Here is a 17,400-nt window from a genome sequence, read left to right as displayed (position 1 = left end):
CTAAAACAATACTTACAAAGAAAAATCCCCTGCACAGTGATTTCTTACCACCGTACAAGGGCTATCTTAATGTTGGTCAATTGTTTCCTTCGGCAAGTTCTTGCTCATTTCACAGTATTGAACAAATACTCGAGCTAATTCACGTAAACGACTATGAACGTCTTCATCTACAATAGTATTATTTGCATCGAAATGTGATGTATGTGTATACACATAGTTTGGCGTAACAAGCGCTCGGAAGTAGTCTAAAATAGGTTTTAGCTGATTTTCGACTACAAGGTGATGCTGGTATGTGCCTCCATTTGCAACAATAGATACGGGCTTATAGCGCATTGTTTTAGGGTGTAAGAAATCAAAGGCATTTTTCAAAACACCTGGAATGGACGCTTGGAAAATAGGCGTTGCAATAATGTAAGCGTCTGCCTCTTCAAATTGTTGAATCATTTTTTTCATATCATCATTTAATGGAGAACCATCCACAATTTGATGCTTATATTGACTAAAATGCATCATTTCTAACTCGAAACTAGCATCTAATTCTTTAATATATTGCTCCACTTGCTCTAAAATAGCACCAGTTTTACGACCAAACATCGTGCCATCTACGAGTAAAATTTTCATCTTTACTTTGCCTCCACATTCATCTTCTACAATAATATTGTAACAAATGAAAAGTGGCTCGGAAAGGATTGTCATGACAATTGATATAAATTCAGTCTTTAGACGGAACGACGAATTTAATCCTAAAATTAATTATCCTGATCACGTTGTCGGAAATGGACTTCCTTATCAATGACCGTTTCCTCAAGCTTATATTTATCTCGATTAATGACAACCTCCCGATTAACTTTCTCGCCTTCATTCAGCTTATCCCAATTAAATAATGTCTCTCTTGAAATGTCCTCTTCTGGTATTTCCGGATACTCTAATGTAGCTAACTCATCTGAAGGATAAATAGTGACTGACTGTTGTTTACTATATAAGGCAATGATAATCATAGCCTTTGCCACTTGTGTAGCTTCAATTGCTCTAGAACGTTTTAAAGGTCCAATCAATAAAGGCTGTGCAAGCTTTAATAATTTTTCTCCTGCCTTTTCTCCTAATCGAAATTCATCACGGTTCCCTACTAAGAGTGATGGGCGAATAATGGAAAGCCTTTGTAAACCTAGTTCCTCTAAATCACGCTCAAGTTTACCTTTAACTCGATTATAGTAAAATGGAGAATTTTCATTAGCTCCCATTGCCGTAATCACAAGAAAATGAGGGATTCCCCGTTTTTTTGCTAAAGAGGCAATTGCTAACGGGTATTCAAAATCTACCTTTTCAAACATTTCACGAGAGCCTGCCTTTTTAATGGTTGTACCTAAGCAACAATACAATTCATGAGCAAATCCTATATCGTTTTCTTCTATTCTATCAAAATCACGAATTTTCACTTCTAACTTTGGATGCGTATAAGTTAGCTTTCTTCGTGCAATAACTGTTACTGAAATATACTCATCATTTTCACATAATTGTTCAACTAGAGCGGAGCCGGTTAAACCAGTCGCCCCTACAACAATCGCTGCACGCATACTCATTTTTTCTCCCGTCCTTCTACTTATTGATAGTATATCAATTACGCTTATCTTGACACATCGGAGTTAAACAAAGCATCCCATCATCTCCATTTGTAGAGGGATTTTTCGAACCAAGATAAAGAACTTCCAATTGTTATGTATATTCCTACAATTCGCCTTACTATATATATCGACCATTTTTTTGATGATTAAAACTGATTAAAGATAGCTATTTTAGAAGATTCCGCTAGAGACAATCATGATCAAATCCTAAATTTTACACATACTTGCCCTTTCTTCGCCATAATTTAAAGAGACAGAGGAAAGGATGGGATACATTTGCAAAACGAAACACACGCAATTGAACCAAAAAAAACGATTGTTTTCATTATTGAAAGCTGTATTGATAAAGGGCTGTATCCTTTTGAACGGGTTTCAACATTAGCTAAACTACTTTCGAATGAGAAGGTTTTTATCTTTGTAAAGACTCCTTCAAATGACGGAATTCAAATTTTAATGAATGAAGGAGTTACGCCTATTCTATTTGATCACTTTAACGAATTACCTAAGCAAATCAAAGGACTTCAACCTGATTTAATTGTTAGAGATGGGCGAAATTCTGAAGGCTGGCAAGTAGAGGAATTACGACCATTCTGCAAAACAATTATTCATTTTGATGATTTTGGTGAAGGTGGCCAAGCCTGTGATTGTGTACTACTAGCACTCTATCAAGAAGTGAAAGATTATTTACCAGCGCATTATATTGGTGGAAGCTTTGTTTTTGCCCTGCCAGATGCATATCAGCATTTCGATAATATACCTGATAGTAAAACACCTGAAAATCCGCCTCATATCGTTGTTGCTTTCGAGGATGGGGACGAGCATAATTTAACGTATCGAACACTTCGACACCTAACTCAGCTACAAATACCACTACAAATTACAGTTATGATTGACGACAGCTATCGCCATGCAACGGATGACTTGCAAATGATGGTACTTAGTCGTCGCAATACTGCTATTCTTCGAGATAAAGATGCACTCCTCAAACTACTACCTAAAGCAGATGTCATTATTTGTAATGCTAACTATACACCTTATAAAATTGCCTCTTATGGCGTGCCATGCATTACACTTGCGCAAACTGAAGCTGAGCTTTTACATGCTTTTCCTCGTGAGCATAATGGCTTTATCCATCTAGGACTTGGTCGTAAAATGAAGCAATCACAAATCCAAAATGCTGTCATGGAATTTCTTTTACACGAAGCTCGCAGTGAACGAGCAGTGAGAAAACAGCGACAACTCAATCTTGCTGGTAATAATGAAACACTTCAAGCTTTACTCTTAGATTTTGCTTACGATCGTCATAATATCGCTTCTACTTAGTGCTACTTCGAAGATGATTATGATACAATATATAAGAATTTTTCACTCCAACAGCTCTTACAGTAGTTTGGACATAAGTAAATTCAACAAGTACCCGATTGATTTTAAAGAATAAGCGGTGGGGGATTCTTAAAACCTCCATCGCTTTTACACGCATTCACTATAAAAATATTCTCAAAAGGAGTAGTCTTCATGCCAACAAAAAGTGATATTGAATACCAAATTAGAGAGTTAAAAATGGACTATATGAATTTACAAGGTGATATAGAAAAGTTGGAGTCTACTGGACACAACGATCAGGTAGCTAAGGCAGAGCAACGTCTTGCGAATATGGAAGCTCAATTAGCAGAACTTAACAAGCAGCTTGCAGAACTATAAAATGTAAACAAGAAAGATAGTTGGAGGAACAGATATGGCAATATTAACAGTAGAAAATTTAGGTCATTCTTTCGGTGATCGTACACTCTTTAAAGATGTATCGTTTCGCTTAGTGGAAGGTGATCATATTGGACTTGTAGGGGCTAATGGTGTCGGTAAGTCTACATTAATGGGTATCATTACAGGTCAAACGATCCACGATACAGGAAAAGTTGAGTGGCTGCCTGGTACACACTATGGTTATCTAGACCAACATACCGTACTAACGGCTGGTAGAACAATGCGTGAAGTGTTACGCGATGCCTTTTTACCATTATATAAAAAAGAAGAAGAACTGAATGAAATTACAGGCAAGATGGCAGACGCAACGCCTGAAGAATTAGAAGTACTTTTAGAACAAATGGCAGAAGTACAAGATGCATTAGATGCAGGAGATTTTTATTCATTAGATATGAAAATTGAAGAGGTGGCACGTGGACTTGGACTTGATGCCATTGGCTTAGAGCGTGATGTAGCTGCCCTTTCTGGTGGACAACGTACAAAGGTACTCCTCGCTAAGCTTTTATTAGAAAAGCCAAAAGTACTTTTATTAGATGAGCCGACGAACTATCTTGATGAGGAACATATTACTTGGTTGAAAATTTATTTAAAGAACTATCCATATGCTTTCCTTCTAATCTCACATGATACAGAATTTATGAACGAAACAGTGGATGTCATCTTCCAATTGGAATTTTCTAAATTAACTCGTTATACTGCAACATACGAAAAATTCCTTGAACTTGCTGAAATCAATAAACGTCAGCATATTGAAGCCTATGAAAAGCAACAGGAGTTCATCAAGAAGCAAGAAGATTTTATAGCCAAAAACAAGGCTCGTTACTCCACTACTGGTCGTGCAAAATCACGCGCTAAGCAACTTGATCGTTTAGAGCGAATTGATCGCCCAGAAACAGCTGTAAAACCAGAATTCGGTTTTAAAGAAGCCCGTTCATCTAGCCGCTATGTTGTAGAGGCTGAGAACTTAGTGATTGGTTACGATAAAGACAAGCCATTACTTCCTCCACTTTCTTTTGCGATTGAACGAGGAGAAAAAATTGCTTTAGTCGGTATGAATGGTGTTGGTAAATCCACATTATTAAAAACAATGTTAGGTAAAATTAATGCGCTTGGTGGGAAAGTAGTCCGTGGTGACTACCTATATCCTTCCTATTTTGAACAGGAAGTAAAAGCTGAGAAAATCACGCCAATTGATGATGTTTGGAATGCATTCCCTTCTATGGAACAAGCCCAAGTACGTGCAGCTTTAGCAAGAGCAGGCCTAAAAACTGACCATATTACACGTCCGCTTAATTCATTATCTGGTGGCGAGCAAGCTAAAGTGCGTTTATGTAAATTAATGATGGAGGAAGCTAACTGGCTTCTCTTCGACGAACCGACAAACCATTTAGATGTAGATGCAAAAAATGAATTAAAACGTGCCATGAAAGAATTTAAAGGTACCATTGTGCTAGTAAGTCACGAACCTGATTTCTATGAAGGACTCGTAACAAAAGTCTGGAATGTTCAAGATTGGTTTACTTCTGGACAACAAGGCCAAGACTAATTATTTCAAGGGCAGCTCCAACATGTTATGGGGCTGCTCTTTTAAATTTTTTTAACTTCTATGTATAAATAGCCTCATTTAAACATACTATAATCAGTGGACTAACAATTTTACTCCTACTTCCAACTAACTCTCCCCTACGAGACAACATAGAATTCTAGTAGTCCCTATTCATTCAACATCGATTTTATAGCTTAAAAAGACATTTTCTATAGAGCTAACATAAACTTACATCATTGTAAGCTGAATAAACGAAACTTTTTACGCTTATCTTCGTATATTTTAATATAACTGAAAAAATAATAATTCGGTTGAGAAATTTTTTCAATTAACTATTGATTTATATATAGCTTACTAGTAAGATATATATATAAACTATTAACTTACTAATAAGCTATTTGTAAAATATAATCTAAAAAAGAAAGCGAGGAATGAAGAATGACAGTTACAATTTACTCACAAGCGAGCTGTTCTTCATCCAGAAAAGCACTTAAATGGTTAAAAGATCACAACATAGAATATAAAGAAAAACGTATTACATCTCACCCACTTACACTTGCAGAATTCAAAGAAATTTTAAGTATGACTGAAGATGGCACGGATGAAATCATTGCAACAAACTCAAATGACTTTAAAAATTTAAATATCGACATCGACCAACTTTCTATTCAAGAGCTATTTGCTATTATTCAGGCACATCCAAGAATGTTGCGTAGTCCTATTATAATAGATGAAAAACGTATTCAAGTTGGTTACAATGAGATGGACATCCGTCGTTTTATCCCACGTAAAGTACGTGCTTACGAATTAAATGCGATGACAAGATTGGCACAAGAAAGTTAAAACAGTTTTGGAGATGACCTTCTATGGACCAAGAAAAACAAAAAGCCATTACCTCGTTGTTTGAAGTCGTTTCATCTATTGAGCGTAAGTGGGCAAACGAGTGGAATAATCATAATGTACTCGGCTTTTCAAAATCCCATATTTTAATTTTAGACTACTTATCGCAGGAGGGCCCAAAACGCCCTTCTGCTATTGCTGAGCGGTTAAAAGTAACTACTGGTGGTGTCACCGTTTTAACAACCAAGCTGATAAATGGTGGCTTTATTGAAAAAACACAGCATGCCACAGACCGCCGTGCTTCTCAACTAGTCATTACGGCTGACGGTGAAAACATATTAAAAGAATCTCGTCAACAAGTGAGTGAAATCATTAATAATATGTTTGGTATGCTAACAGCGGAGGAACTGCAAACCTTACGATCTATTTTTTCTAAATGTTTATTGGATGTGGAGACAAATCGACCAGATTAAAACACAATAAAAAGATGCATTTGCAACTATTTGCGAATGCATCTTTTTTGATTAGTCGACCAAATACTTCCGTCTAAGTACTGTGATGTGCGACCAATCTGCTTTATTACGCTGGTAGCACAGATTCCACAATAGCTGTATCTGACATGAGCATTTCTTTTAATCGAGCCTTTGCACGGAATAAACGAGATTTCACAGTACCAATGGAAACTTTCATAATTGTAGAGATTTCTGCAAGTGAGTATTGGTCTATGTAGAAATACCATAAAGTCTTTCTATAAATCGCTTCTAATTGCTCCATTTTATCCTGGACTAGTTTTGTCACAATGTCCTTTTCAATTTTTTCTTCTGTAGAAATATCGTTATTGGGAACCAAATCTAGAATCGGCACGTCTAATGTTTCAGGTTGGTTCATCATATATTTGCTACGTCGTACTTTTTTACGATAGCGATCTCTAAATGTATTCATTGTAATAGTTGTCAGCCAAGCTTTAATATGCTCTACTTCGGCCACGCTATCTTCATAGCGTACAACCTTAACCCAAACTTCTTGCATTAAATCTTCAGCTTCTATATTATTGCGAGTTAGTTTTAAACATAAATGATATATATAACGATTGTATTCCTCGTATACGCCTTCTAATTTTTCATTCATTGTGTATGCCTCCGCTTCTTGTTCTTGCTTCTATACACATTCTCGCAAAATAATGTATTACACTCTATCGCATTGGCTTTCAATTTCATTACAATCGTGTAAGCTTAATCGCTTTCACTTGTAATATTCGTAAAAATTGTTTTACTACTATACTGCTTTCCCTCCAAAAAAGCTTTTGATGACAATAGTTACCTATTAATTAAACTATATTTTCAATAGTATTTATTGTCAGAATATTAATTAGCATTTGAAGAAACAAAAAATGCACTCCTAATAGAAGTGCATTGGGTGTTTTAGCTTAACAGTCCTAGACGAAAGGCTGAGGCAACGACCTGTGTTCGATTCTTTGCTTTGAGCTTTGTCATAAGACTGCTTACATAATCCCTGACAGTATGCTCACTTAAAAATAATAAACCAGCAATTTTTTTATTATCATATCCTTCGGCAAGCAGGCCAAGTATCATCGATTCCCTTTCAGTTAAATGAAGCACTGTATTTTTTTCTACCTTCTCGCCCTTACGTGATAAAAATAAACCTAAACGCTTCCCTACTTCCTCAAGGAGTGTTAATTCTTCCTTTGTACAATCAAACTCCTCCCCTAGCTGATCAAATGTTAACCATCCAAATAATTGATCTTGACGCAAAATGGGAATAAAAATAATCGAGGATAAATTAAATAATTGGATATGCTCGTCTTTCAAGTAATTTTTAGGATTTTTTAAATAAATGGGCTTTCTTGAACTAAGTATTGTGTTTTCCCCAGTCAACTCCCCTTTCATGCTTTGCACCTTAGGAAGCTCTGCGCCAATAACTCCATAAAATTGATTGGACCATGGGACATATGCGTAAAATACACATCTTTTATAACTAAAATACTCTTCACATTTTTTTAAAATCAGCGCTAAATCCTGATAACCTGAGGAACTAATAAGCAATTTATCAAGCCTATCTAATAGCTGTAGATGCCTAATTTTCTGATTTTCGCTAGCGATGTTACTAGTTTGGTTATCTCCCTCACAGTCATAATAATAAAGCTCTACAAGTAACGTAAATGTCGATAATACATACATGAAGATGGCATTCGTTCGACTACTCTTCTGTTGAATCATAAAAGTAATCAATGATTTCTCGAAAATTAATTGGAATAAATTAAAGCTCTTCCTATCAATAATGGACAACTGTGATTGAAGCCATGTGTTAAAAAAATACTTATCATCATTATTTAATTCCTCGATATTTGCATGTGTCATTAAACGCAAAAATGAATCTAATAGCATTGCTGTTCTATTTCGATCTGCCCCAGTTATAGAAGGTTCTAGATTAAGGTAAATAATTGTATTCTCTTCAATTTGCTGATGATGGATTTTAATAAACAACACAAACTCTTGAAGTGTTACTTCTTCAATTGATTGAAATGGATGCGTCATAGGAAATTCTTCTCCTTCACACTAAAAATACCCCTATAAATGGAGGATATTCACTCACTATATTATACAGCATCTTATAGGATAGTATTTCAAATTGAAAGGAGTAAGATGAAGGTATCGCTAAACAATGCGAATACTTTTGAATCCTAAGGCAACCATATAACCAGAAATAATGAAAGGTGCGTGCTTGAAATGAGATTAGAAAACAAAGTGGCCATTATTACAGGTGGAGGTACAGGAATCGGGAAAGAAACTGCACTATTATTTGCTAAAGAGGGAGCAAAAATAGTTATTACTGATATAAATGAACAATCTGGGAACGATACAGTCCGTGATATTCAAACTATCGGCGGTGAGGCAGTATTTATCCGCCACGATGTTAGTAATGAAGAAGACTGGAAAAAGGTTGCAGATGAATCAATAAAAACATTTAAGAAAGTGGATATTCTTTTCAATAATGCAGGTATCTATATCATAAAACCCCTTGCAGAAATCGAGCTTTCTGACTGGAACCGCTTAATGTCCATCAATGTGACAGGTGTGTTCTTAGGCATGAAACATATTATGCCGCTTATGGCTAAACAACATAATGGTTCTGTTATTAATGCTTCCTCTATTGCAGGCTTAACAGGTGCTGCTGGTCACGTATTATACGGCGCTAGTAAAGGGGCTGTTCGCATTATGACAAAAGATGCTGCTATGGAGTATGCTCCATACGGCGTACGTGTCAACTCCATTCATCCTGGCTACATTGATACAGGTATGGCAGACTATGCATCAGCAACAACAGGAAGCTCAAAAGATGAATTAGGCAAAAACTTATTCCCATTAGGACGTTTAGGCTCTGTAAAGGAAGTAGCGCAAACTGTATTGTTTTTAGCTTCTGATGAATCTTCCTTTTCAACAGGTGCAGAATTCGTTATTGATGGCGGAGCAACAGCAAAATAACATTAAAGGTGGTCATTTATATGAAACTAAAAGATAAAGTAGCAATTGTTACAGGTGGGGCTAGTGGTATCGGTGAAGCCACAGTTCGTCTCTTTGTAGAGGAAGGCGCTAAAGTCGTTATTGCCGATTTTTCTGATCGTGGACAAAGCGTTTCTGAAGAATTAAATAACAATGGTTTTGATACACTCTTCGTAAAAACAGACGTAACTAATGAAACGGACATTCAAAACATGATAAAGGAGACCGTTGCTAAATACGGTAAACTTGATATTATGTATGCAAATGCAGGTGTAGCTGACGATGCACCAGCACACGAGCTTTCTTTTGAAAAATGGAAAAGAACAATTGATATTAATTTATCAGGTGTATTTCTTTCGGATAAATATGCCATTGAACAATTCCTAGCTCAAGGGACAGGTGGTGTCATTGTTAACGCTGGTTCAATTCATAGCTTCGTTGCCTTACCAAACCCTACAGCCTACTCATCTGCAAAAGGTGGCGTTAAATTATTAACACAAAACCTATGTACTGCTTACGCTAAACAGGGTATTCGTGTAAATGCGGTGTGTCCTGGCTATATCGACACTCCTCTATTAGCTGAGGTCGATGCTCAGAAGAAAGAATATTTAGCATCCCTTCACCCACAAGGTCGACTTGGTAAACCAGAAGAAATCGCTAAAGCTGTTCTCTTCTTAGCAAGCGATGACGCAAGCTTTGTTAATGGTACAACGCTTCTTGTTGATGGTGGTTATACTGCTCACTAATGAGGCTTTGAATAGACTCACCTGAAAGCTAGTGCATTTAATGATGCCATTCTAGCCGTTAAAAGTGCGAAGCGATCTGGCTGTTGTATCTGAACCCTTCACTGAAAAATGACGAATTTATAACCCACTCAAGTAAGACTCAACCACAATTGCTATTTAGCTCTTGTGGTTTATTTTGTAGGTGCTATGTGTAATCTTTCAAGACAATTTAAGATTCCTAAAAGCAAATTGTGCTATACTATTTCTATTATCGAAATAGTAGAAAGAGGGATGCTTAATGACTAATTTACAGCAAATTGATGCTTATTTTGCAGAACACCGTGAGGCACATTTAAATGAATTGAATGAATTTTTACGAATTCCAAGTATCAGTTCTTTATCCGAGCATAAAGAGGATATTCAACATGCAGCTGAGTGGCTAGCCAGTGCGTTTGAAAAACTAAATCTTGAAAATATCTCCATTACACAAACAGCTGGGCACCCTGTTGTTTATGCAGACTGGCTACATGCAGAGGGTAAACCAACTATTTTATTTTATGGTCATTATGATGTTCAACCTGTTGATCCATTAAATTTATGGGACAGTGAGCCTTTTAATCCTACAATTCGAGACAATAAATTATTTGCTCGTGGTGCGAGTGATGATAAAGGACAAGTCTTTATGCACTTAAAAATGATTGAGGCATTGTTTGCTACAACAGGGACATTACCTGTCAATGTTAAGTTCATTTATGAAGGTGAAGAAGAAATTGGTAGTCCACATCTACCTGCCTATGTTGAACAATATAAAGAAAAACTAGCGGCAGATTTAATTTTAATTTCCGATACAGGTCTTTATGGTCCTGGGAAGCCTGCGGTATGCTATGGTTTACGGGGCTTAACGGGCATTCAAATTGATGTGCGTGGAGCTAAGGGAGATTTACACTCCGGTCTTTATGGTGGTGGCGTACAAAATGCTATTCACGCATTAGCTGAAATTTTAGCATCCTTCCGTGATGAGCATGGTACGATTCAAGTTGAAGGTTTCTACGACAAAGTGTTGCCATTAACAGAAGAGGAACGTGAGGCTTATCTTGCGCTTGGCTTCGATGAAGAGTCTGTTAAACAGGAAGTTGGCGTAAAAGAATTATTCGGTGAACAAGGGTATTCTTATTTAGAACGTACTTGGGCCCGCCCAACCCTAGAGGTTAACGGTGTATTTGGTGGTTTCTCAGGTGAAGGCATCAAAACAGTGCTGCCAGCTGAAGCTGGCGCTAAAATCACATGTCGTCTTGTACCAAATCAAGAGCCCGATGAAATTGTAGCACTTTTAAAAGCACATGTTGAAAAGCACAAACCTGCTGGTGTGGAAATCAACATTTCTGAATTTGATAAAGGCCGTCCATTCCTAACGCCTTTCGATCATCCATTTATTCAGGCTGCTGGACGCTCCTATGAAAAAGTGTATAATGTACCAACAGCATACACACGTGGCGGTGGATCCATCCCTATCGTCGCTGCGTTTGATGAAATTTTAGAATTACCTGTAGTGCTAATGGGCTTCGGTCTATCAAGTGAAAACTTCCATGCACCAAATGAACACTTCCATTTAGAAAACTTTGATAAAGGCTTACGTGTTCTTAGTGATTATTTATATGAGGTTTCAGGATTACAAAAATAAATATCGATTAAAAAAATCCCCTCACTGTCAAAGTGAAGGGATTTTTTTGTTTGATTACTCACCAAAAATCGTAACGATATCAGCTGCTTGTTTGCGCTCTTTGCCTTTTGGCATTTCATCAAAATAACCAACTTGTAGCATAGCAATGACACGCTCACCTGGCTGTACCTTTAAAGCTTCACGGAATTTTGGGTTATCTAGGAAGCCTGGTGTTTTCCAGCAAGAGCCTATGCCTTTATCCCATGCCAGTAACTGCATGTTTTGAATAAATGTACTTGCTGCTGCATAATCTTCTAAACGTTCTTTTTGACGCGCATCCTCTGGAACGATAACAAAGGCATAGCCACCTGGTAATGTAAATTTCAACATCTGCTTCGCTAAATCTTCGCTTGAAAGCTCCTGCCATTTAGGAATTGTTAAGTCACGTAATAGCTGGTGAAGATTTGTTAATTCCTTTCCACAGGCAACAACTAATCGCCACGGCTCACGATTACCATGATTGGGAGCCCATACTGCATCGTCAATAATAGCCATTAAATCCTCACGCTCTACAGGCTGGCCATTAAACTTTTTAATGGAACGACGTTGAATAATTGCATCTCTAACAGATAAAATTTGTTCGCTCATATATCAATTCTCCTTCTACCATAAGACAACATATTAGAGTTTATCTCTTCTATCTTTCACATTATCATATATTTGTATGCTTTAAAACTACCTGTTCCTAAGCAAAGCTGTCATCTATATGATAGAAAAAGTAGGTCATGCTTGGCGTATAGGCGGTGGAATCCTCGTAAAAATAAGGTCGATTAATACTATCTGAGGTGTGGGCATTCACATAAGGAATACCATTTTGAATACTTGTAACAATAACGGAATGGTCAATTCTACCATTCCCTTGAAAATCATAAAAAATGACATCTCCAAGCTCTAGTTCCTCTGCATATTGAACACGTCTACCCTTCAATCCTGTTGTAGATCCTTCTAAATACCATCGTAATGAATGGGCAACAGACCAGCTAAAGCTCCAATTCCCTTGCTGAATCCACCAGCCTTTCTCTCTACTTGGTGCACCTCGCATCGGTGCACCTCCTGCAAGTAAACACTGAGATATATAGTTCGTGCAATCTACATCAAAATTTGGAAAAGCAGGATTGCGTCTGTTCCACCACAAATTAGCATATTGAACTGCAGCCTGCCTATTATACATTTTTGCCATACATAACCTCCTCATGCCATCATATGTCTATTTAAGCATTTCTATTAGTTAGGTCCTTCCTCATAATTCTTATTGAAATCCATTATATTCAGCATGTTCCTTTCCAATTTCAAGAACATTTTTGCTACAATAAGGATTAAAGATATGTCAATTTTATTTTATGACCAGAAGGGATGTTGAATGTGAGGCAGCATGCTGAAAAAGAGATTTTACAGCCAACTCTTTTATGCGATAAAAAAGGTAATTTAAATCCAGCAGCCATCGGATTTGCACGCAAACCACTTATTAATAGCAATTTAAGCGGCCATCTCATGCGCAAAAAGAAATGGAACTATTGGTGTGTCTACGGTGATGAAATCTTGTTTTCAGCTACGATTAGTCATCTAGATTACGCAGCAGTCTGCTTCGTTTATTTCCTTGAATATGAAACACAGCGCTATTTTGAAAAAACGATCACAATCCCCTTCGGTGGTAAACTAAAAATGCCTTCACAGGTTTTAGAATCTGTTTCATTTAAAAATAGTGAAATGATGATTGATTTATTATATATACAAAATGAAACACATCTATCTGTTTCCATACCAAACTTTGACGGAGATGTTTTACGAGCGAAGCTTATCATTCAGCACCCACCAGCGGACGAAACCCTAAATGTAGTCATTCCTTGGAATCGCAAAACATTTCAGTTCACAGGCAAGCATCACATATTGCCAACATCAGGTGTTGTCACAATTGGTACTCGACGTTTTAATTTCTCAGCTGAGGAGAATTTTGCTGTGTTGGATTATGGACGAGGTGTATGGCCACGTGAAGCATTATGGAATTGGGGAATGGCCTCTCAACGAGTACGTGGACGACGCATCGGACTTAATTTAGGAGGTAAATGGACAGATGGCACAGGCATGACCGAAAATGCTGTTTTTGTTGATGGTAAAATGACAAAAATACATGAGGATTTATTATTTCAATATGATTCCGAAGATTATATGCAGCGTTGGAAAGTAAAAACAAAATTTTCTAATCAGGTCTCCTTAACCTTTTCACCCTTTTTTGAACGTATAGCCCAAACGAATGCCAAACTAGTTAAATCAGAGGTACATCAACTATTTGGCTATTACGACGGTTCTATTTTACTCGACAATGGTGAAACACTGGTTATTCAACAAATGCTCGGATGTATTGAGGAACATCGTGCAAAATGGTAAAAATCCTCTAGAAGACGTTGCTTTCCGTGGGTATTTTGAAAATGCAAATGATTCCACGGAAGCTTTTGTCTCCTAACTGTCCACTTTTGCTCTAACTAAGGGCTCTTAATATTTTTTCTGGATCATCTGTAAATATCGCCTGTACACCGAGCTGTTGTAAACTTCGAGCATCTCGTTGTTCATTGACGGTATACACACGTACAGTTGCACCTTCAGCGAGAGCTAGTTTAACTGATTTACGGAAGGAAGTTGGTAAACTTACATGCAACGCCTTAGCTGGTATAAGAGCAATGTAAGTTGGGAAATCCACCAGCACCTCTGCAAACAATGCTGCACTTTCTATATAAGGCGCTATTTTTGATATTGTTTGCAATGATTCATGATTGAAAGATGAAATGATCACCCGCTCTGTCATTTGCTGTGCTGCTACTTCTTTGAGCACGAGCGCTTCGATTCCTTCATATGCAATAATGTCTGTTTTCAGTTCAATGTTGATACGGTGATTGGTACATGCAAATAACTCCAACACTTCCCCTAGCGTAGGAATTACTTCATCTCCGAACTCCCGTGAAAACCAGGAGCCAAAATCAAAAGTACGTAATTGCTGTAATGTAAAATCTTTTACATAGCCTGAGCCATTGGAGGTACGATCAATGGTCTCATCATGAATCACCACTACCTCTTTATCTGCGGTTAAATGAACGTCTAGCTCTACCCCTGCTATAGGAAGCTTTGATGCTGCTTGAAAGGCAGCCATCGTATTTTCTGGGTAGTTTATCGAAACGCCTCTATGTGCAAATATGTCCAAATTCAATAACCTCCTCTATTATTATTCAAAGAAAAACCTTCCAGCCCCATGTAATAATAGCATAATTGACTTTTTAGCTTTCACTTGCTGGTAAATATTATATATAGTAGTATGATAATCTACTTTGAAATTGTAAGTACCTAGGAGGTGCTAAAAAATGACTGTACAACATCCAGATTTTCAGGCTGAAGTAGAGCGGTTAGCGTATACCCAAGGCTATATGCAACAAATATTAGACGAATCACAACGAGATTTAAAATCTGCTCAAGAAAATATCCGCAAATCTATGGCAGATCTTGATTACTTAGATTCGAGTTTAAGTTATTTAAATATCTTAACAAATGCCAGATTTTTTGAAATGGCACGTAATCAAAAAGAAGGTCTAGAGGCCGTTCGCAAGAAGCCCTATTTCGCTAGAATCCATTTCCAAAAAACCGGTGACCCAGAAGAATTCCTTTATATTGGGAAAACATCACTATTTCATCGTGAAACCCATGAGCCCATTATTGTTGACTGGCGCTCACCCGTAGCTAATGTTTATTATGATGGACGTCTTGGTGACATGGAATACGATGTCCGTGGTGAAGTTCATAAAGGACATCTCTTTGCTAAAAGGCAATACAAGATCGAAAATGGCGAATTACTCGATATACGAGATATTGATCTAACAACAAATGATGAACTACTACAAGAAGCATTAGCTGGAAAAGCTGATGTCCGTCTAACTGAAATTGTTTCAACAATTCAAAAGGAACAAAATGAAATTATTCGAGCACATCTTCGTCAACCAATTATTGTACAAGGTGCTGCTGGTAGTGGAAAAACAACCATTGCTCTACACAGAATATCCTATTTCCTTTATACAATGGGTGAACATTTTAATCCTGAGCAGCTCATGATTTTAGCACCGAATAAATTATTTATTGATTATATAGGCGATGTTTTACCAGAGCTTGGCGTCGATAAAATATGCCAAACTACTTTTACAGACTACGTTCTTTCTGCCACTAAATTAAAGCTTAAGCTTCAAAATCCAAATGAGCAATTAGAATTGCTCGTTGCTGGAGGAAGTCAGCCTACTGACTGGATTGCTGAAATGAAAGGCTCACTTTACTATCGTGATGTCATCGAACGCTACGTACAAAAGCTGGAACAAAGGATCGCAGAGCAATTCGAAGATGTCTATATTGAAAAATACTGTATCATGCGTGCTTCCCACCTGAAGAAGCTGTTTTTATATGAATTCTCATATATGCCTATCGAAAAGCGACTTGAACATATTAAAAAGGTCTTAGCAAGCCATGTACGTCAAAAAAAACAGGCTGTTTTAGCTACACTCCATAAAAAGTATGATGAAGCATTGGGTAAAGCCTTAAATGGAATTCGAGATGATGAAAAACGGCGACGTGTTGTCACAAAATTCATTGATGAGCGTGATGAACGAATTCCTGCCATTGAAAAAGAAACGAAGACAACGGCATCAGCTTATATGCGGCGCTTTCCCAAACATAATATTAAAACACTCTATCGTACCCTTCTCACCGATGCAGAACTATTAGCAGAACTCGCCCCTGAATGGCATTACCTTGAACAGCAACAATTTTTGCAGGCACATCGTAAAGAACAATGGGCACTCGAAGATTTAGCTGCACTATACTATTTACAAGCACGTTTAAAAGGCATTGCAGATGAATGGAAGATGCGTGTTGTCTTTATCGATGAGGTCCAAGATTACAGTTTATTTCAGCTTGCTGCTTTAAAAGCAGGTCTTGATACAGATATGTTTACTATGGTCGGTGATTTAGCACAAGGTATCCATAGCTATCGCTCATTAACAGCCTGGGAGCCTGTCCAAAGCTTATTTCCTCGTGCAAGCTTCCGCACTTTGCAAAAAAGCTATCGAACAACAATTGAAATTATGGAAGTCGCGAATCAAATTCTAGCGCAAATGAATGAACAGCTACCTTTAGTAGAACCCGTTGTGCGTCACGGTAACGTACCAAGTTTTATTCAAGAGGAGCAATTCGATGCCTTCAAAATTAAAGAGATCTTTGAAGCCATTCGTCAAAATGGTCACCGATCCATCGCTTTAATTTGCAAAACTACTGCAGAAGCCATTACTATGCAACAGGCATTAAAAGATAATGACATTGCTTCACAACTACTAACAGAAAATGAATCTATTAATCAAGAAATGTTACTTGTTGTCCCAAGTCACTTAGCTAAGGGACTTGAATTTGATGCCGTCATTGTAGCTGCCTACGATACACCATTTTACGATACACCAATTGATCGAAAGCTACTTTATGTAGCTCTTACACGAGCTATGCACGAGCTATACTTAATCGGGCCATCCAAAAAGACATTTTTATTAGAAAATTAAAAAGTCGCTAAAAGGCGACTTTTTTCTTTGCATCGTTAATTTCTTGGGGGTAATTTATAAAACTTCCCTTTGGATAAATAAGCTTTCAC

The 17,400-nt window shown here is 37.3% G+C and carries 17 protein-coding genes; 10 read left to right on the top strand and 7 right to left on the bottom strand.

All coding sequences use genetic code 11. The features are described from left to right. Positions 1-66: 66 nt before the first annotated feature. Both NY607_RS11890 and NY607_RS11885 read right to left on the bottom strand, forming a co-directional pair. On the bottom strand, positions 67-621 hold the full coding sequence (locus NY607_RS11890) for an NADPH-dependent FMN reductase (RefSeq protein WP_131520713.1): 555 nt from the start codon (positions 619-621) through the stop codon (positions 67-69). Between the two features lie 128 nt (positions 622-749). Next, complete coding sequence (locus NY607_RS11885; RefSeq protein ID WP_259419736.1) at positions 750-1,580, bottom strand: oxidoreductase; 831 nt, start codon at positions 1,578-1,580, stop codon at positions 750-752. Between the two features lie 318 nt (positions 1,581-1,898). Between NY607_RS11885 and NY607_RS11880 the strand changes: the two genes are divergently transcribed. From NY607_RS11880 to NY607_RS11860, 5 genes are all read left to right on the top strand, one after another. After that, the gene (locus tag NY607_RS11880; RefSeq protein ID WP_054549087.1) at positions 1,899-2,945 is read left to right on the top strand and encodes a PseG/SpsG family protein; all 1,047 of its coding nucleotides are present in this window, start codon (positions 1,899-1,901) and stop codon (positions 2,943-2,945) included. Positions 2,946-3,137: 192 nt separating this feature from the next. Then, the gene (locus NY607_RS11875) at positions 3,138-3,323 is read left to right on the top strand and encodes an SE1832 family protein (RefSeq protein ID WP_004225556.1); all 186 of its coding nucleotides are present in this window, start codon (positions 3,138-3,140) and stop codon (positions 3,321-3,323) included. Positions 3,324-3,357: 34 nt separating this feature from the next. Next, complete coding sequence (locus NY607_RS11870; protein WP_054549086.1) at positions 3,358-4,929, top strand: ABC-F family ATP-binding cassette domain-containing protein; 1,572 nt, start codon at positions 3,358-3,360, stop codon at positions 4,927-4,929. Between the two features lie 438 nt (positions 4,930-5,367). Next, on the top strand, positions 5,368-5,772 hold the full coding sequence (spx, locus tag NY607_RS11865; RefSeq protein WP_004225558.1) for a transcriptional regulator Spx: 405 nt from the start codon (positions 5,368-5,370) through the stop codon (positions 5,770-5,772). Positions 5,773-5,795: 23 nt separating this feature from the next. Further along, positions 5,796-6,242, top strand: a complete 447-nt coding sequence (locus tag NY607_RS11860) for a MarR family winged helix-turn-helix transcriptional regulator (protein ID WP_131520710.1) — start codon at positions 5,796-5,798, stop codon at positions 6,240-6,242. Positions 6,243-6,348: 106 nt separating this feature from the next. Here NY607_RS11860 and NY607_RS11855 read toward each other — a convergent pair whose 3' ends face one another. Together NY607_RS11855 and NY607_RS11850 are read right to left on the bottom strand one after the other, a co-directional pair. Continuing rightward, complete coding sequence (locus tag NY607_RS11855) at positions 6,349-6,897, bottom strand: RNA polymerase sigma factor (RefSeq protein ID WP_259419735.1); 549 nt, start codon at positions 6,895-6,897, stop codon at positions 6,349-6,351. Between the two features lie 293 nt (positions 6,898-7,190). After that, a complete protein-coding gene (locus NY607_RS11850) occupies positions 7,191-8,324 on the bottom strand; it encodes a LuxR C-terminal-related transcriptional regulator (protein ID WP_131520709.1) in 1,134 nt (377 codons plus the stop codon). A gap of 192 nt (positions 8,325-8,516) precedes the next feature. On the opposite strand from NY607_RS11850, the gene NY607_RS11845 reads away from it, so the two are divergent. The 3 genes from NY607_RS11845 (at position 8,517) to NY607_RS11835 (ending at position 11,696) form a co-directional block, all read left to right on the top strand. Continuing rightward, positions 8,517-9,272 carry an SDR family NAD(P)-dependent oxidoreductase gene (locus tag NY607_RS11845; protein WP_048393320.1) on the top strand — a complete coding sequence of 252 codons (756 nt, stop codon included), beginning with the start codon at positions 8,517-8,519 and terminating at the stop codon, positions 9,270-9,272. 20 nt (positions 9,273-9,292) lie between these two features. Next, positions 9,293-10,036, top strand: coding sequence for an SDR family NAD(P)-dependent oxidoreductase (locus NY607_RS11840; RefSeq protein WP_131520708.1), 744 nt, complete (start codon positions 9,293-9,295; stop codon positions 10,034-10,036). Between the two features lie 277 nt (positions 10,037-10,313). Then, positions 10,314-11,696, top strand: a complete 1,383-nt coding sequence (locus NY607_RS11835) for a dipeptidase (RefSeq protein WP_131520707.1) — start codon at positions 10,314-10,316, stop codon at positions 11,694-11,696. Positions 11,697-11,750: 54 nt separating this feature from the next. On the opposite strand, the gene NY607_RS11830 is transcribed toward NY607_RS11835, so the two are convergent. Both NY607_RS11830 and NY607_RS11825 read right to left on the bottom strand, forming a co-directional pair. After that, entirely contained in the window at positions 11,751-12,323 is a 573-nt protein-coding gene (locus NY607_RS11830; RefSeq protein ID WP_259419734.1) for a nitroreductase family protein, read from the bottom strand. A 97-nt stretch (positions 12,324-12,420) separates the two neighbouring features. Next, on the bottom strand, positions 12,421-12,915 hold the full coding sequence (locus NY607_RS11825) for an amidase domain-containing protein (RefSeq protein WP_004229655.1): 495 nt from the start codon (positions 12,913-12,915) through the stop codon (positions 12,421-12,423). 182 nt (positions 12,916-13,097) lie between these two features. On the opposite strand from NY607_RS11825, the gene NY607_RS11820 reads away from it, so the two are divergent. After that, positions 13,098-14,120, top strand: coding sequence for a DUF2804 domain-containing protein (locus NY607_RS11820; protein ID WP_131520705.1), 1,023 nt, complete (start codon positions 13,098-13,100; stop codon positions 14,118-14,120). Between the two features lie 91 nt (positions 14,121-14,211). Here the strand turns inward: NY607_RS11820 and NY607_RS11815 are convergent, their stop codons facing one another. Then, complete coding sequence (locus tag NY607_RS11815) at positions 14,212-14,928, bottom strand: glycerophosphodiester phosphodiesterase (RefSeq protein ID WP_259419733.1); 717 nt, start codon at positions 14,926-14,928, stop codon at positions 14,212-14,214. A gap of 157 nt (positions 14,929-15,085) precedes the next feature. Between NY607_RS11815 and helD the strand changes: the two genes are divergently transcribed. Next, positions 15,086-17,311, top strand: a complete 2,226-nt coding sequence (helD, locus tag NY607_RS11810) for an RNA polymerase recycling motor HelD (RefSeq protein WP_131520704.1) — start codon at positions 15,086-15,088, stop codon at positions 17,309-17,311. The last annotated feature ends 89 nt before the right edge of the window (positions 17,312-17,400 follow it).

Source organism: Lysinibacillus sp. A4, from assembly GCF_024919535.1.
GTDB classification, from domain to species: Bacteria; Bacillota; Bacilli; order Bacillales_A; family Planococcaceae; genus Lysinibacillus; species Lysinibacillus capsici.
The sequence above is the reverse complement of the archived record's forward strand: the minus strand, read 5'-3'. Positions and strand labels throughout refer to the sequence as shown.

Bases quoted from the DNA above. Each gene is read 5' to 3' on its own strand.
- NY607_RS11890 (WP_131520713.1), bottom strand. From the start codon at position 621: ATGAAAATTTTACTCGTAGATGGCACGATGTTTGGTCGTAAAACTGGT.
- NY607_RS11875 (WP_004225556.1), top strand. From the start codon at position 3,138: ATGCCAACAAAAAGTGATATTGAATACCAAATTAGAGAGTTAAAAATG.
- helD (WP_131520704.1), top strand. From the start codon at position 15,086: ATGACTGTACAACATCCAGATTTTCAGGCTGAAGTAGAGCGGTTAGCG.
- NY607_RS11870 (WP_054549086.1), top strand. From the start codon at position 3,358: ATGGCAATATTAACAGTAGAAAATTTAGGTCATTCTTTCGGTGATCGT.
- NY607_RS11850 (WP_131520709.1), bottom strand. From the start codon at position 8,324: ATGACGCATCCATTTCAATCAATTGAAGAAGTAACACTTCAAGAGTTT.
- spx (WP_004225558.1), top strand. From the start codon at position 5,368: ATGACAGTTACAATTTACTCACAAGCGAGCTGTTCTTCATCCAGAAAA.
- NY607_RS11830 (WP_259419734.1), bottom strand. From the start codon at position 12,323: ATGAGCGAACAAATTTTATCTGTTAGAGATGCAATTATTCAACGTCGT.
- NY607_RS11885 (WP_259419736.1), bottom strand. From the start codon at position 1,580: ATGAGTATGCGTGCAGCGATTGTTGTAGGGGCGACTGGTTTAACCGGC.
- NY607_RS11860 (WP_131520710.1), top strand. From the start codon at position 5,796: ATGGACCAAGAAAAACAAAAAGCCATTACCTCGTTGTTTGAAGTCGTT.
- NY607_RS11840 (WP_131520708.1), top strand. From the start codon at position 9,293: ATGAAACTAAAAGATAAAGTAGCAATTGTTACAGGTGGGGCTAGTGGT.
- NY607_RS11835 (WP_131520707.1), top strand. From the start codon at position 10,314: ATGACTAATTTACAGCAAATTGATGCTTATTTTGCAGAACACCGTGAG.
- NY607_RS11855 (WP_259419735.1), bottom strand. From the start codon at position 6,897: ATGAATGAAAAATTAGAAGGCGTATACGAGGAATACAATCGTTATATA.
- NY607_RS11845 (WP_048393320.1), top strand. From the start codon at position 8,517: ATGAGATTAGAAAACAAAGTGGCCATTATTACAGGTGGAGGTACAGGA.
- NY607_RS11825 (WP_004229655.1), bottom strand. From the start codon at position 12,915: ATGGCAAAAATGTATAATAGGCAGGCTGCAGTTCAATATGCTAATTTG.